Raw genomic sequence first — 15,882 nt, forward strand, 5'->3', positions numbered from 1 at the left:
GACAGCCCTATCAGCTACAGTAATTCCTCAATGGCTTCGACGGGTCGCCCGATGGCGGCTCGGTCGTGGGAAAAGGCGATTGGCCTTTCGATCAGAGCAGGGTGGGCAACCATAGCGGCGATCAGTTCTTCGTCAGGGGTGTCCTTGCTGAAGCCCAATTCCTTGAACAGTTTATCTTCGCTGCGCATCATCTTTATCGCTGGAATATCACCCAATGCCGAAAGCGCCGTGGTGATTTCGGCTGCAGTTGGCGCGTCCATAAGGTATTGTCTTACGGTGACTTCTGCGCCTGACTCTTCGATCAGAGCCAATGCCTGACGGGACTTTGAGCACCGCGGGTTGTGCCAAATTGTGATCATAACCATTCCGTTTGTTTGCTGCCGACGGCATCTGCAACATTGGCAAAGCCGTCCTGGGAAAGTAGCGCATCGACGCCATGAGCGATTTGTGCCACCAGTGACATACCACCATAGACCAATGCAGTGTAAAGTTGTATCGCAGAAGCTCCGGCACAGATCTTGGCATAGGCCTGTGCAGCGGACCCGACGCCCCCGACCCCAATCAAAGGAATATCGGTGAAGGTCGACAGCCGTGCCAATACACGCGTCGAACGTTCAAAAAGTGGTTCGCCGGACAGGCCACCTGATTGACCTGCATGTTTTGAGCGCAGACCTGTACGATCCAGTGTTGTGTTGGTCGCAATGATCGCGGCAACGCCTGCCTGTGTCGCAACTTCCGCCACATCTGCAATCTCTTGCTCTGTCAGATCAGGTGCGATTTTCAGGAAGACCGGCGTCGTTCCGCGAACGTCCATGACTCCGTCGAGCAGAGCGGCCAAAGCGGCCTTGCCTTGCAGGTCACGCAGTTTTTCGGTGTTGGGCGAGGAGACATTGACTGTGGCAAAATCCACGTGATTGCGGACTGCCTGCATCACGCGGGCGAAATCAGCCGCGCGATCGGTGCTTGTCTTGTTCGCGCCGAGGTTCAGGCCAACGGGCACGACTGCGTCATGCTGTGTTAGCCGGGTGCAGATTGCTTGGGCACCATCATTGTTGAACCCGAAGCGGTTGATCGCTGCGCGGTCCTTTGTCAGCCGGAACAGGCGTGGTTTGGGGTTGCCCGGTTGCGGCAGGGGGGTTGCCGCACCAACTTCGATAAAGCCAAAACCGCAGCGCGAGAGTGGCGCGATCGCGGTTGCGTTCTTGTCAAACCCGGCGGCAAGGCCGATAGGATTGGACAAGGTAATTCCGGCGACTGTGGTCTTGAGCCGGTTCGAGGTAACCGGCCCCGGTGCGGCGGCCAGACCCATTTGCAAGGCACGGATGGCCAGAGCATGTGCCGTCTCGGGGTCGAGCCGGTGCAGGACATTCAACCCGAGTTTCTCAAGCAGTGAATTCACGCAAATTGTCCTGTGATGTTTGTAGGCTGGCATCGGATCAACCGTGAGGTTTTGACTGCGGCTTGACGGTGCACGACAGCTTTTTGATAGGCGGGGTCAGAAATCATCGCCAGAAATGCATGTGCCGTTGGGTATTGCGCGATGAACATCGCGTCCCATATTTCCTCTGAGGGGCCAATAAGTGTCAGCTCAAAGCTGCCTCGCCAAAGGATGCTGCCGCCGACTTTATCCAGAATTGCAGCGGTTTTTGCGCCATAGTTGGCATAGGCTTCGGCCCCAGAAAGCCCGTCGCGGGCCAGTTCATGATCGCCCGGATAATTCGCCAGATCACGAAACGCCACAAGGTTGAGCATGTTCAGGGGAAGGTCCCTGTCGAGGGCCTTGAAGGTGTCGAACTGGGCGCGGTGAGGGTCGATATAGTCAGTCATTGGCTGGCCTTCTCAAAACCGGCAGGAAACTGGTGCCTGCCGTCCTGTAATGGCAATGGCTGCGCCCAGATCACATCGGCAAGTGACATCTTACGGTAGAGATGCGGAAACAGCGCATCGCCGCGAGAGCGTTCCCATTTGAGTGCATCACCGGCGGCATCTGCATCGACCGCGATCAAGAACAGCCCGTCAACCCCGGCAAAATGCTTTGCCGCGGTCTCTGCTGCCTGGGTTGCTGTGGAAAAGTGAATATAGCCATCGGCCAGATCGATCGGAGCCCCTGCCGTTTCGCCGTTATCGCGCAGCATCTGCCATTCGTCGGTTCGGAATATTTTATAAATCAACATGCGGATGTGATGCCTGTCTGTCCGGGGAGCGTCAAGCCGCCAGTGGCACCTTGCATGTGCAGTTGGATTGAGCGCGCAGTGGCTGACCCGAAGGCAGTGGCGCACTACTTCTTTGACAGTGGCAGGACAGGGATGCACGATGCGGATATAGATTCCATTTGGGGGAAAACCAATGATACGATTCCTGTCTAGCGTTGCGGCACTTGGTCTGATGGCCGGTGGTGCTGCTGCCGATTATACACTGACGATCTTGCACACTAACGACTTTCATGCGCGGTTCGAGCCGATCAGCAAATATGACGGGCCCTGTTCTGCTGAGGATAATGCAGAAGGCAAGTGTTTTGGTGGTTCCGCAAGATTGATGACTGCGATCACCGAGGCGCGGGCGCGTTCGACTAACTCGATCCTCGTCGATGGCGGGGATCAGTTTCAGGGCACGCTGTTCTACACCTATTACAAGGGTGCATTGGCCGCGGAGATGATGAACCAGATGGGATATGACGGCATGACCGTCGGTAACCACGAATTTGATGACGGGCCAGAAGTGTTGAAAGGCTTTATGGATGCGGTGGAATTCCCGGTCCTGATGTCCAATGCGGATGTTTCGGGTGAGCCCTTGCTCGCGGATAGTCTGGCCAAGTCAGCCGTGATTGAGCGGGGCGGTGAAAAGCTGGGTCTGATCGGTCTGACGCCCGAAGATACAGACGAGCTGGCCAGTCCTGGCGACAATATCACCTTTTCCGATCCGGTGGCGGCGGTGCAGGCCGAAGTTGACAAGCTGACGGCTCAGGGGGTGAACAAAATCATCGTGCTGAGCCATTCCTCATATGGTGTTGACCAAAAGGTCGCCGAAGGCACCACCGGTGTTGACGTCATTGTCGGTGGACATTCCAACACCCTGCTGTCCAACACCAACGAACGTGCCGAAGGGCCTTACCCAACGATGGTTGGCAATACTGCGATCGTGCAGGCCTATGCCTATGGTAAATTTCTGGGAGAGTTGAACGTCACCTTTGATGATGCGGGCAATATCACCGAAGCGAAAGGCGAACCTGTGGTTCTTGACGCTGCCGTGACCGAAGACGAAGGCACGATCGCGCGCATCACCGAGGCTGCAGGCCCATTGGAAGAAATCCGCAACAAGGTGGTAGCGCAGACCGATGAAGTGATCGGTGGTGATCGCGACGTTTGTCGGGCCATGGAATGTACGATGGGCAACCTGATTGCCGATGCGATGCTGGATCGTGTTGCGAACCAGGGGATCCAGGTGGCTTTTCAGAACAGTGGGGGCATCCGCGCATCGATTGACGCGGGGGAAGTGACCATGGGCGAAGTATTGACGGTACTGCCATTCCAGAACACGCTGTCCACCTTCCAGGTGACGGGTGCCGTCCTGTTGGAGGCACTTGAAAACGGCGTGTCGCAGGTTGAGGAAGGTGCCGGGCGTTTCCCGCAGGTTGCAGGGATGACCTATGCCTTTGACGCTGCTGCAGAAGTTGGTTCGCGGGTAAGTGACGTGACAGTAGGCGGTGAGCCGCTCGATCCGGCGGCGACATATGGCATTGTGTCCAACAACTATGTACGCAACGGCGGAGACGGCTACGAAATGTTCAAGAACGCTGCCAACGCCTATGATTTCGGCCCAGATGTGGCAGATGTCACGGCCGAATACATTGCCGCCCATGCGCCGTACAAACCCTATACGGATGGACGGATCACCAAAAAGTAACTGCAGTTACATGACGACAGAAGAAGGGCGCATCCTGTTGGTTGCGCCCTTTTTTGATCCCGTACCCACGCGGAAGCGGTCTGGATTCCTTGCAAGAGCGGCGGTGCTGCGATAGCCTTGCCCGGTGTTCATGGAGATTCTATGCCCCGTTACTGAGGGGAGGCACTATCGCCTCCTGGTTTAAATCCTGACAAAGCCAGAACGGCGATGATGCCGTGGCGGTCGGTTTATTCTTAGTCAATCCATACCATGAAGTGCGGATGTTTCCGCACGTCGAACACGAAAGTTCATCATAATGATTCGTACATACGACAGATCGGATGCCGATGCTCTGATCTCTATCTGGGACAAGGCAGAGGTTCTTGCCCATCCGTTTCTACCTGCTGACGTCAGAAACCAGGTGCGCAGGGATTTGCGTAATTTATACCTGCCGCATGCAGAAACCTGGGTACTTGAAGTCGCCGGAACTCCGGCAGGCTTTATCGCAATGATCGACACTGAAATCGGTGGCTTGTTCCTTCATCCATCCCACCAAAAGCAGGGTCTGGGCCGACAAATGGTTGACCATGTTGTGGCGTTGAAAGGGCCGCTTGAGGTCGAAGTATTCAAAGCCAACAAGATTGGTCTGCCATTTTACACACAGTATGGTTTTGAGATCATCGGTGAAGGCACATTCGAACCTACAGGCGATGAAACAGTCAAAATGGCGATGCCGACCACCTAGATAGCATCCGGTGGAGGGCATGAGAGGACGGTGCCCTCCTCCATTGCTGCGCGTCATCGGGCATTGTGTGAAAGATCATCCGATGGCGGCGTTAGTCCGGGCATCGCAGATTGGTCACGTGAAAGGCTGAAAAAACAGTGCAACCACCATAGTCACACCAATTTGCGATCTGACCCGAACCTCTTGGGCGTTCTCATCTTTGCCAAGACAACTGGATGAGCAATGGTTGTGCCTGGGTTTTGCGAAAGTGGGGGCATGCGGTTAGCATCACCAAAACCAGTAGCCAAGGAGAGACCCTGATGTGCGGACGCATGGCCGTGACAATGCCACCCGATGCGATGGCGCAGCTTTTTGCTGCCGCGCCGGATAACGTCATGCCGCAACTGCCCAATTATAACGTTTGCCCGACCAATGATGTGCCCATCGTTACCGGTGACGGGCAGGGCGGGCGCAGGCTGCGTGCGATGCGCTGGGGGTTTATTCCGCGCTGGTACAAAAAACTGAATGGCGGACCTTTGCTTATCAATGCACGGGCTGAAACACTGGCGGAAAAACCTGCCTTTCGCGATGCTGCACGAACACGGCGGGGATTGGTTCCTGCCACAGGATTTTACGAATGGACCAAAGCCGCTGATGAGGGGCGCGATCCTTGGTACATTGAACGAACGGATGGTGGGGTGCTGGCTCTGGCCGCTGTCTGGCAGGACTGGCAGGCGCCCGAGGGCGAGGTATTGTCCACCTGTGCAATCGTGACCACATGCGCAAATGCATCCATGCAGGCGATCCATCACAGGATGCCTGTCATTCTGGAGCCTGATGCCTGGGCGCTCTGGCTGGGGGAACAAGGAAAGGGCGCGGCAACGCTGATGACCGCTGCACCAGATGATCTGTTGCAGTGGCACCGCGTTGACCGCGCCGTAAATTCCAATCGCGCCAGTGGGTCCGCGTTGATCCAACCTCTGGCGAGTGATGCCAGATGAAGACCGCGCTGGGCTGAGGGGTCTTAGTTTTCGTCAGAAGGGGCTTGGGCAAAGACGATTTCACCGGCAACTTCATTGCCCGCTGCGTCCAGACCCGAAAACTTTGGCGGGGTCTCGGCTTTGACTTCCAGTAGATAGGCCCCTTCGGATGCGATCGAACCGGAGGTCCATTGCTGGCCTTCACCGGTCAAGGTGTGAGACGTGTCACTGCGGTTTTGAAAGGTGATTTTGTCACCGGGCGTCGCAAAAACCAGATTAGGGAAATAGCTGCCATCATTGATGATCACAACATGTTCCTCCGCATGCGCAGCACCGGCCACAAAACTGAGAGCAGCAGCAAGTGCTACAGCGCCCTTGCGATAAGAATTAAGCATTGAAATGCTCCTTGTAACGGCCCCACCCGGTCACAGACAATTTTTCTTAAAGGGTAAATGCGGCGAAAGTTTGGCAAACAGGGCGGAAATTGGGAGGCACCGTGTTCATTCCGATGTTTGGGCTTGTCCTGCCAACCAACTGCGAAAGGAAACTAGTGCAGCACCCTCATCGCGATCGGCAGGCCAGACGAGGAAGTAACTGCCGATGCTCTGCGTGGATTGTGCCGACGCCAGCATGAGTTGACCATCCCGCAAATAGGGTTGCGCAAAGAATGTGGGCAACAGCGCGACACCAAGCCCATGGATCGCCGCCTGTGCCATTGTCGAGAATTGGTCAAACACCATACCGGAGGGCGGATCGGCAGTTACACCCAGGGCGGCAAGCCAACGTGCCCAACCGCGGGGGCGGGTCTCAAGATGCAACAGGGGATGGGCCAGCATGTCAGCAGCCTGGGTCAAGGGCGCTGCTATCATATCGGGTGCGCAAACGGGCACGACGGTTTCGGGCATCAGGGGCAGATAACGCACCCCCGGCCAATCCTCGTGACCAAAGTGAATGGCCGCATCGAACGGGCTGTCGGAAATCGCAAAGGGTTTGAGCCTTGTACTGAGGTTGACGGTGACTTCTGGATGGGCCTCGGCGAAACCGCGCAGACGCGGGGCCAGCCAATGCATGCCGAATGCAGGAAGAATGGCAAGGTTCAATGTGCCGCCATGGGGGTTTGTGCGCAGGGAAACCGAGGCTTGTGCAAGCCGGTTGAGAATGTCGCGCACCTGCGGAACATAGGCCTGACCCGCTTGGGTCAGTGCCAATTGCCGGCCCTTGCGCAGGATCAGCACCACATCCAGTTGTTCCTCAAGAGCCTTGAGCTGGCGGCTGATCGCGCTTTGCGTCAGCGACAGCTCTTGTGCGGCGGCAGTCGCGGAACCCAGGCGCGCGACTGCCTCGAATGCCAGCAATGCCGAGATCGACGGCAGAAAGCGTCGCGGAGCAATCATATGATTTTTTCTCATACATCCAGTACAAAGCAGCGATAGTCTTTCCGTCCCGATTTTGCAATGATGCCACCGAACACTCCTCTTTCTCGAAAGGAATTGCGATGAGCGCCGAAACCCCCGCCCTGCGTGCCAAGGATGCGCCCGATCTGGGATCATTCGACTGGACCGATCCGTTCCGTCTGGACGGTCAATTGTCAGAAGACGAACGCATGATCCGCGACAGTGCGAAGTCCTACGCGCAGGAAAAACTGCAGCCGCGGGTAATCGAGGCCTATGCAAACGAGGAAACAGATCCGTCGATTTTCAAGGAAATGGGTGATATGGGCCTGCTCGGCATCACCATCCCAGAAGAATACGGCGGCCTCGGCGGCGGCTATGTGTCCTATGGTCTGGTTGCACGCGAGGTCGAGCGTGTGGATTCAGGGTATCGCTCTATGATGTCGGTACAGGCAAGCCTCGTGATGTATCCAATCTATGCCTATGGATCAGAAGCGCAGCGCAAGAAATATCTGCCCAAACTGTGCTCCGGTGAATGGATCGGTTGTTTCGGCCTGACGGAACCCGATGCAGGATCCGACCCAGGCAGCATGAAAACCCGTGCGGTGAAAACCGCGAATGGGTACAAGCTGACCGGTTCGAAAATGTGGATTTCCAATGCCCCGATTGCGGATGTCTTTGTGGTCTGGGCCAAAAGCGAAGAGCACGGGGGAAAGATCCGCGGCTTTGTTCTGGAAAAAGGCATGAAAGGCCTGAGCGCACCGAAGGTGGGGAACAAGTTGTCCCTGAGGGCGTCGATCACCGGCGAGATCGTGATGGACGGTGTGGAAGTGGGCGAAGATGCTCTGTTGCCACATGTCTCCGGTCTGAAAGGACCGTTTGGCTGTTTGAACCGCGCGCGTTACGGTATTTCATGGGGGGCCATGGGCGCGGCGGAATTCTGCTGGCATGCGGCACGTCAATACGGTTTGGACCGCAAACAGTTCGGCAAGCCGCTGGCGCAGACCCAGTTGTTCCAGAAAAAGCTGGCTGATATGATGACCGAGATTTCACTGGGCCTGCAGGGGTCGTTGCAAGTTGGTCGTCTGATGGATCAGGCGAATGCGGCCCCCGAAATGATTTCTATCGTCAAGCGCAACAACTGTGGCAAAGCCCTCGAAGTGGCCCGTCACGCCCGCGACATGCATGGTGGCAACGGGATTTCCGGTGAGTTTCAGGTCATCCGCCATATGATGAACCTCGAGACAGTGAATACCTATGAGGGGACACATGATGTCCATGCGTTGATCCTTGGGCGTGCTCAAACCGGCCTTCAGGCGTTCTTTTGACCCCGTGATACGCGCAGGCGCGTGATGAGTTTACGGGCAAGATGAAGCAGGGGCGCGTGGGAGACACGGGCCTCTGCGTTTTTATGTGAGGGTGATATGGACCGCGTTTCGATCGTGCACGAGAATTTTCTGCGTCGTGTGGCTGCGGAGGATTTCCCCGCTGGTGATACGGATATTGGAGATATTGACCGGGAGGAAGCCTTGGGGCTTTACCGGGGGCAGGTGCTGTCGCGCGCCCTGGATGTGCAAAGTCGCGTGATGCAGAAGGCGGGACAGGGGTTTTATACCATCGGGTCATCCGGGCATGAGGGGATGGCTGCCCTGGGGCATGCCCTGCGTGTCGATGATATTGCCTTTTTGCATTATCGTGATGCCGCCTTTCAGATTGCGCGGGCTGCCAAGGCGGGGCAGGCAGGGATGATGCGCGATATGTTGTTGTCCTTTGCCTGTTCGACAGAGGATCCAACCAGCGGCGGGCGCCATAAGGTACTGGGCGCGCGCAGTTTGATGATCCCGCCCCAGACCTCGACCATCGCCAGTCATCTGCCCAAGGCGGTGGGGGCGGCACATTCGATCACTCTTGCCCGGCGTAACCGGCCGGAGCATGCGATTCTGGCACGGGATGCTATTGCGATGTGTTCGTTTGGGGATGCGTCATTGAATCACTCCACAGCGCAGGGCGCGATCAATGCGGCGGGATGGACCGCAGTACAGGGTATCCCCTTGCCCCTGTTGTTTGTCTGCGAAGACAACGGCATCGGAATATCGACCAAAACACCTACAGGATGGGTGAAAGCCACGATGTCGGTGCGGCCCGGTATGGCCTATTTCGAAGCCGATGGTCGCGATGTTTTTGCTGCTCTCCAGACCGCGCGAGAGGCAACGGATTGGGTACGCCGCCATCGCAAGCCAGCGTTTTTGCATCTGCGTACCGTGCGACTTTACGGCCATGCAGGGCCGGATGTCGTGACCTCCTATCTTCCACGTGCAGAAGTTGAAGCGGATGAGGCGCAGGATCCTTTGCTATATACAGCCGGGCATCTGGTTGCTTCGGGCAAGGTGACCGCCGCGCAGGTATTGGAAATTTACACGGAGATGCTGGAGGAGGTTGCGCAGGCGGCAGAGGAGATGGCGGATACGCCCCGTTTGAAAACCGCAGGCGAGGTCATGGCCAGCCTGATCCCGCCGAAACGGGACGTCACACAAGGCAACGGGCCAAGCGCCGAACAGCGGGCGGAGATTTTTGGCAGTGACCTTGCGCAGATCGATCAACCTCAACCGATGTCACGACTGATCAACTGGGCGATCCATGATCTGATGCTGCAATATCCCGAAACCCTGCTGATGGGAGAGGATGTCGGACGCAAAGGCGGTAACTATGGGGTGACCCAAAAGCTGCACGCGCGATTCGGTCCTGCACGGGTCATCGACACTTTGTTGGATGAACAGAGCATTCTGGGGCTGGCGATTGGTCTGGCGCATAACGGCTTCATTCCGATGCCGGAAATCCAGTTTCTTGCCTATCTGCACAACGCCGAGGACCAATTGCGTGGGGAGGCAGCGACACTGCCGTTTTTCAGCAAGGGGCAATGGAGTAATCCGATGGTTTTGCGCATTTCCGCGCTTGGCTATCAGAAAGGCTTCGGTGGGCATTTCCACAATGACAATTCGCTGGCGGTGCTGCGCGACATTCCGGGGGTGATCATAGCCTGCCCATCAACCGGGGATGAGGCGGCGCAAATGCTGCGTGAATGCCATCGTTTGGCGCGCGAGGAGCAGCGTGTCGTGGTTTTCCTTGAGCCCATTGCGCTATATCCCATGCGTGATCTGGCCGAGGCGGGAGATGGTGAATGGATGCGTCACTATCCTGCACCGGATCAAAGAATCGGATTGGGCAGTGTCGGTGTGCATGGGGATGGTGCGGATATTGCCATTGTGACCTATGGCAACGGGCACTACCTGAGCCGTCAGGCCCAGCTTGATCTGGCGCAAAGGGATGTTGAGGCACGGGTCATTGATCTGCGCTGGCTGGCACCGCTCCCCGAAGATGCCTTGCTGGAAGCCATAGGGGACCGCCCCGTACTCATAGTCGACGAATGTCGTCGCACCGGAGGGCAGGCGGAGGCATTGATGGCGCTGTTGAGCGAGCAGGAAGTGACGCGTTTTGCGCGGCTGACCGCCGAAGACAGCTTTATCGCGACGGGACCTGCCTATGGCGCAACCTTGCCTTCGCGTGAAGGGATTGTGGCTGCGGCTGAAAACCTTCTGGCGGGAGCTGCCAAACAGCAATGAGGTAGACAGGAACGATACTTGTGTAGAGAAACCCCATTGATTTGTTCAGGGATGACACAAAATCGTTGTGTGATCGATCGGCCCGTCCTGCGGCAGAATGTCAACTGACCTGGGCAGAAGATACAGGTGGGGCATCGGAGGCAGGTCACCTCTTTGGATGAAAACGGTCCGCACCTGGCGGAGCGCGGGAACACCTGCCGGGTAATACTGGTTGGCTTCAGGTCTTGTGCGCCGGTGCGCCGCCTTCAAAGGCATTGCCATTTACGTAATCGCATGGCGCGTCCTGCATTTGCAGATGCAGGTCGGTCCCGGTGTAGGGATGGGCCCGCGCCAGAACTTCGTCAACGTCGATGCCCAGACCGGGGGCAGTCGGGGCAGCAATGAAACCGTCTTCAACCTTGATGCTGCCTTTGATCAGTTGATCGTGGAACGGTGTTTCAATGGTTTCGGCCATCAGCAGGTTCGGAATGCTGACACCCAGATGAATATTGGCGGCCCATTCCACCGGTCCAGCATAGAGATGCGGTGCCATTTGGGCATTGTAAACCTCAGCCAAGGCCGCGACCTTTTTCATTTCCCATAGGCCACCGGCACGTCCCAATGCTGGTTGCAGAATGGTCGCTGCGCCGCTGCGTAACACCGGTGCAAACTCTGCCTTGGTGGTCAGGCGCTCACCGGTTGCAATCGGTATGCGGAGGGAGCGGGCGACCTTTGCCATCTCTGCGGTATTGTCAGGCGGAATCGGTTCTTCGAACCAAAGGGGGGTGAAGGGTTCGAGGGCTTGACCCAATCGGATTGCACCCGCAGTTGAAAACTGTCCGTGAGTACCAAAGAGCAGGTCCGCCTTGTCGCCGACCGCCGCGCGGATGGCTTTGCAAAAGGCCACGGATTGCGCAATGTCCGACATGGCAGGCATATGCCCGCCGCGCATCGTATAGGGGCCGGCCGGGTCGAATTTGACCGCGGTATAGCCACGTGCAACGCAATCAGATGCGGATTCAGCCGCCATTTCGGGAGAGGTCCAAAAGGCGGTCGGATCATGGTGGGGCAAGGGATAAAGGTAGGTATAGGCCCGTACCCGTTCATTCATCACACCGCCAAGCATGGCATAAACGGGACGATCGCGGTCTTTGCCCAGAATATCCCAACAGGCAATCTCAAGCCCCGAAAAAGCACCCATCACGGTCAGGTCAGGACGCTGTGTAAAGCCCGAAGAATAGACACGGCGGAACATGCGTTCGACATTTTCCGGATTTTCGTTCTGCAAATGACGGGTGAAGACGTCCTCGATCACATGGCGCATCGCTTCGGGCCCGACTGACGAGGCATAACATTCGCCCCAACCGACGATGCCCGTATCCGTCGTCAGTTTGACCAATACCCAATAACGCCCCCCCCAACCTGGTGCGGGGGGGGATGTGATGATGACGTCCAGATCGTGCAATTTCATGGCGGGGTCCCTGTTCCCGGGCCACATGGGCAGCCCCTGTTTCACTTGCGACCTTACATCCCCCGGCAGGTCGGTGGTGGTGATTAGGTTGAGGCCACAATCGCGGCGTCAGCCCTTAGCGTTCAAATATAATCACATTGCGCCGGGCTGCGCCGGTCTTGGTATCCGCAATGGCCTCATTGATCTGGTCCAGTGACCAGCGTCCAGAAATCAATTCGTCCAGCTTCAATCTACCTTGCAGGTAAAGGTCCACCATCCAGGGAATATCGCGCTGGATTACGACATCACCCATTTTGGAACCGACCATGCCTTGCCCAGTCGCTGCCAGCATCACGGGTTCGTAGCTCGACATTGCGCCGGAATGGGGCATGCCGACCATGATCACCTTGCCGCCCATCGCCAGATAGCGCGGTGCCTGATCATAGGCAGGGATTGCGCCAACGGTAACAATCACTGCATCGGCCCCTCGGCCCATTGCGCTTTGTGCAGCGCGCCATGGTTTGCCGCTGGTCGCCAGAACGCCGTCTGTCGCGCCGAATTCCATGGCCACGTCAAGTTTTTCCGCACTCATGTCAACGGCAACAATGCGTCGTGCACCGGCGATGCGGGCCCCCTGAATGGCGTTCAGCCCGACGCCGCCTGCGCCGATCACGACAACGTCCTGTCCTGCTCGCAAGCCAGCTGCGTTCACCACAGCACCCACACCCGTGATCACACCGCAGGCAATCAGGGCTGCGGCGTCTTTGGGAATGTCGTCGCTTATTTTGACCACCTGTGCCTGTTCCACAACGACCTTTTCCGCAAAGGCACCAGAGGCCATCGCCTGATGCAGCTTGCCGCCATCGGCGGTTTTCAACGGGCCATGATCTCCGTCATAGGGCGTTTCGCAGACCGTGGGCTTGCCACTCGCGCAGGAAGGACAGCTCCCACAGGCCCGAATCAAGGTGACGATGACGCTGTCACCCGTTGCCAGCCCACGCACGTTGGCGCCAACCGCGCTGACACGTCCAGCGGCTTCGTGCCCGTATACCGCAGGCAAAGAGCCGCCCCATGCGCCATCGGCAAAGGAAATGTCGGAATGACAAATGGCGACGGCATCCAGGGTAACTTCAACTTCGCTACCTTCTGGCGCGCGAAGTTCGACATCCTCGATCACCAACGGCGCCCCGAAGGCATATGCGACTGCAGCTTTGACTTTTGGCACGTATCACCCTTTGAATTGCGTTTCTGTCAGGCTGACGCTGAAATCGGGCCGGTGCAAGCATCTAAACGACGTTTGATGTAACCTGTTACGTCACGTCCGTTGGGCAGCTTTGTTGTGGCTGCGCAAAACGAACAGGCACAGGGCCAGGATCATCAAGCTGCAGGCCACCAGAAAGGGGGCACCCGGCAGATAGAGGGGCGCGTCAGATCGGGTAAAATGTGCAAAGGTTGCGGTCATTGCCAGGGGGGAGAGGATCATCGCCAGCGCATTGGCCGAGGTCAACGCCCCTTGCAATTCGCCCTGTGCATTATCCGCCACCTGGCGCGACATGATGCCAGTCAGTGCCGGCGGAATAACCCCGGCCAAGGCCGCTACGGGTGTCAGGGCCAGAATCGCTGTGCCATGGGGAACCAATGCAATTCCCGCATAGGTTCCGATGGCAAAGAGCAGGCCAAAAATCACAGTGCCCCGTTCGCCGAGATGTTTGACCACCAGCCGGATCAACCCGCCTTGGACGACCGCCATCGTGACCCCGAACAAGGCCAGTGACAGACCGATAAGGGAGGGCTCCCAGGCAAAGCGTTCCTGCCCGAAATAGGCCCAAACCGATGGGTATACGGCGAATGAAACGTTATACAGGAAATAGACCGTCAACAGCAGGCGCACGCCGGGCAATCGCCCCAGGTGTTTGACCGCTCCGAATGGATTTGCGCGACGCCAGTCAAAGGCCCGCTGACGTGCGGGAGTCAGGGTTTCCTTCAGCACGATAAAGCCAAATATCGTATTGCTGGCGGCCAGAAACGCAGCAGCCCAGAATGGCGCACGCGTGCCGTATTCTGCCAGAAATCCCCCCAGCACCGGCCCAAGGACAAAACCCATGCCGAAGCTTGCGCCGATCATGCCAAAGTTCTTAGTGCGTTCCGCAGGTTTCGAAATGTCCGCCATAAATGCCGAGGCCGTGGATTGGGTTGCGGATGTGATGCCACCGACAATGCGCCCCAACAGCAAAAGCCAAATGCTGCCGGCAAGGGCCATGACGACATAGTCTGCCGCCATCACCACAAGGGAGGTCAGGATCACAGGGCGACGACCAAAGCGGTCTGACAAGCCGCCAATTACCGGCGCGAACATGAACTGCATCACCGCGAAAATTGTGGTCAGCAGGCCGCCCCAAAGCGCGGCCTGGCTGAGGTCGCCGCCATTCACCTCGCGGATCAGATCGGGCATGACGGGTATCATCAGGCCGATGCCCATGGCATCAACCATGACGGTTATCATGATGAATAAAACGGCGGGGCGCATTGCTCAGAGGGCTTTGGCGCGGGCGGCAAAGGCAAGCGCCTCGGCGGGCGCATCCCCCATTGCGCGGGCCGGATCAAAAATACCTCTGTCCAGATCGGGGTAATCTGCAAGGGCCAGGTCCGGCAGGGGGGTGCGCGTTTTGCGGGCTTCCAGACAAAGTGCCTTGCATGCGGCCTGGGCGTCCGGGCGTGGCATATGCCGGGCAAGGGCAAAGCTTAGAGCTTCGGCATGGATCAGCCCCAGATTGCCTTCCAGCGCGGCGCGCATCTGTACCGGATGCGGCGCCAATCCGGCACTCAGCGCCTTGGCGTGTTGCAATCCGGCTGCAAGGCTCAGGGTGATCTGAGGCACCAACATCCACTCCGCAAACCAGGCCGCGCCGTCGCGTTGGTGCTGATGCGCGGATGCGGCCTGCAGTCCCGCCCGCAGGCCTCCCATTTGATGATGCAGCGCCAACATGGCAGAAGGGCTGACCGGGTTCTGTTTTTGCGGCATGGTCGAAGAGGCACCCGTGCCGCCCAATGTTACCTCTGCCACTTCGCTCGTGGTCAGACCGATCAATGTTTGCCCCATATGCCCCAGCGCTGCCAGTGTCTGCGCCTGCCAGTCAGCAATGCGTAATACCGGTGTGCGATCCGTATGCCATGAACGGGCCGGATCATACAGGCCCAGAGCCCCTGCAAGTGCTGCGCGTGTGTCACTCGCCAGGGGACCAAGGGCAGAACCGGTTCCAGCAGCGCCTGATAAGGAAACAAGCAGCGAGGTGCGTCGCAGGGGTTCGAGGGCGGTCAAGGCATCAAGCATAGGTGCGCCAAATTGCGCGAGCAGCGCCCCCCAGGAGGTCGGCGTTGCCTGCTGGCCATAGGTGCGCGCCGTCATTGGCAGTTTCGCAAATTCTTCGGCCTGTTTGCCGAGCGCCGCGATGATGTCGCGCAGGTCCGTTTCTGCCAGAGCCAAGGCCTGCCTCAAGCGCAACATCAGTGCCGTATCTATTATGTCCTGCGAGGTCGCACCCCAATGCACGTATTGCGCATGTTCCGGAGCATTCATTTCTGCCCGAAAGGCGGCGACCAGACCGGGCACGCAGACGCCGTTTTCGCCCGTGGCTTTGGCAATCGCACCCGGATCTATTTGGATTTCCATACTGGCGCGATGGATGGCGGCCGCTGAAATTTCGGGGATTACCCCGAGAGTGCCCTGCACTTTGGCCAAGGCACCTTCGACCAGCAGCATTGCGCGTATGGCTGCACTGTCTGAAAACAAGCGACCTGCGTCACCGGTTGTAAAGAGTTGCGCATATAGCGGGCTGTCAAACAGTGATGCGGCCAT

General features: G+C 57.7%; 15 protein-coding genes. 5 read left to right on the plus strand and 10 right to left on the minus strand.

What is annotated here, in order from left to right; translation table 11 throughout:
- Positions 1-14 precede the first annotated feature (14 nt).
- The 4 genes from arsC to OS190_RS05055 are packed head-to-tail and all read right to left on the minus strand — an operon-like array spanning position 15 to position 2,174.
- The gene (gene arsC, locus OS190_RS05040) at positions 15-359 is read right to left on the minus strand and encodes an arsenate reductase (glutaredoxin) (RefSeq protein WP_267157577.1); all 345 of its coding nucleotides are present in this window, start codon (positions 357-359) and stop codon (positions 15-17) included.
- Positions 356-1,432: a quinone-dependent dihydroorotate dehydrogenase gene (locus OS190_RS05045; protein ID WP_267157578.1), complete on the minus strand. Its 1,077-nt coding sequence runs from the start codon at positions 1,430-1,432 to the stop codon at positions 356-358. Before OS190_RS05045 ends, arsC begins: the two co-directional genes overlap by 4 nt.
- Positions 1,396-1,827, minus strand: a complete 432-nt coding sequence (locus OS190_RS05050; RefSeq protein ID WP_267157579.1) for a DUF1330 domain-containing protein — start codon at positions 1,825-1,827, stop codon at positions 1,396-1,398. The genes OS190_RS05045 and OS190_RS05050 overlap by 37 nt, the downstream gene beginning before the upstream one ends.
- Positions 1,824-2,174 (minus strand): DUF952 domain-containing protein, encoded by a 351-nt coding sequence (locus tag OS190_RS05055; protein ID WP_267157580.1) that lies wholly within the window; start codon positions 2,172-2,174, stop codon positions 1,824-1,826. Before OS190_RS05055 ends, OS190_RS05050 begins: the two co-directional genes overlap by 4 nt.
- A gap of 172 nt (positions 2,175-2,346) precedes the next feature.
- Between OS190_RS05055 and OS190_RS05060 the strand changes: the two genes are divergently transcribed.
- From OS190_RS05060 to OS190_RS05070, 3 genes are all read left to right on the plus strand, one after another.
- Positions 2,347-3,903 (plus strand): bifunctional metallophosphatase/5'-nucleotidase, encoded by a 1,557-nt coding sequence (locus tag OS190_RS05060; protein ID WP_267157581.1) that lies wholly within the window; start codon positions 2,347-2,349, stop codon positions 3,901-3,903.
- Positions 3,904-4,198: 295 nt separating this feature from the next.
- Positions 4,199-4,627: a GNAT family N-acetyltransferase gene (locus OS190_RS05065; RefSeq protein WP_267157582.1), complete on the plus strand. Its 429-nt coding sequence runs from the start codon at positions 4,199-4,201 to the stop codon at positions 4,625-4,627.
- A gap of 299 nt (positions 4,628-4,926) precedes the next feature.
- Positions 4,927-5,607: an SOS response-associated peptidase gene (locus OS190_RS05070; protein ID WP_267157583.1), complete on the plus strand. Its 681-nt coding sequence runs from the start codon at positions 4,927-4,929 to the stop codon at positions 5,605-5,607.
- A 23-nt stretch (positions 5,608-5,630) separates the two neighbouring features.
- Here OS190_RS05070 and OS190_RS05075 read toward each other — a convergent pair whose 3' ends face one another.
- Both OS190_RS05075 and OS190_RS05080 read right to left on the minus strand, forming a co-directional pair.
- Positions 5,631-5,981, minus strand: a complete 351-nt coding sequence (locus OS190_RS05075; protein ID WP_267157584.1) for a cupredoxin domain-containing protein — start codon at positions 5,979-5,981, stop codon at positions 5,631-5,633.
- A 105-nt stretch (positions 5,982-6,086) separates the two neighbouring features.
- Entirely contained in the window at positions 6,087-6,995 is a 909-nt protein-coding gene (locus tag OS190_RS05080) for a LysR substrate-binding domain-containing protein (RefSeq protein WP_267157585.1), read from the minus strand.
- Between the two features lie 86 nt (positions 6,996-7,081).
- Here OS190_RS05080 and OS190_RS05085 point away from each other — a divergent pair, with 86 nt between their 5' ends.
- A complete protein-coding gene (locus OS190_RS05085) occupies positions 7,082-8,305 on the plus strand; it encodes an acyl-CoA dehydrogenase (RefSeq protein ID WP_267157586.1) in 1,224 nt (407 codons plus the stop codon).
- Between the two features lie 96 nt (positions 8,306-8,401).
- Complete coding sequence (locus OS190_RS05090; RefSeq protein ID WP_267157587.1) at positions 8,402-10,597, plus strand: dehydrogenase E1 component subunit alpha/beta; 2,196 nt, start codon at positions 8,402-8,404, stop codon at positions 10,595-10,597.
- 217 nt (positions 10,598-10,814) lie between these two features.
- Here OS190_RS05090 and OS190_RS05095 read toward each other — a convergent pair whose 3' ends face one another.
- The 4 genes from OS190_RS05095 to OS190_RS05110 all read right to left on the minus strand — a co-directional run bounded on the left by OS190_RS05095 (position 10,815) and on the right by OS190_RS05110 (position 15,882).
- Complete coding sequence (locus OS190_RS05095; RefSeq protein WP_267157588.1) at positions 10,815-12,047, minus strand: mandelate racemase/muconate lactonizing enzyme family protein; 1,233 nt, start codon at positions 12,045-12,047, stop codon at positions 10,815-10,817.
- A gap of 115 nt (positions 12,048-12,162) precedes the next feature.
- Positions 12,163-13,251 (minus strand): Zn-dependent alcohol dehydrogenase, encoded by a 1,089-nt coding sequence (locus OS190_RS05100; RefSeq protein ID WP_267157589.1) that lies wholly within the window; start codon positions 13,249-13,251, stop codon positions 12,163-12,165.
- A gap of 90 nt (positions 13,252-13,341) precedes the next feature.
- Entirely contained in the window at positions 13,342-14,553 is a 1,212-nt protein-coding gene (locus OS190_RS05105) for a TCR/Tet family MFS transporter (RefSeq protein WP_267157590.1), read from the minus strand.
- 3 nt (positions 14,554-14,556) lie between these two features.
- Positions 14,557-15,882 (minus strand): lyase family protein, encoded by a 1,326-nt coding sequence (locus tag OS190_RS05110; protein WP_267157591.1) that lies wholly within the window; start codon positions 15,880-15,882, stop codon positions 14,557-14,559.

It is taken from the genome of Sulfitobacter sp. F26204 (assembly GCF_026410305.1).
Taxonomy (GTDB): Bacteria; Pseudomonadota; Alphaproteobacteria; order Rhodobacterales; family Rhodobacteraceae; genus Sulfitobacter.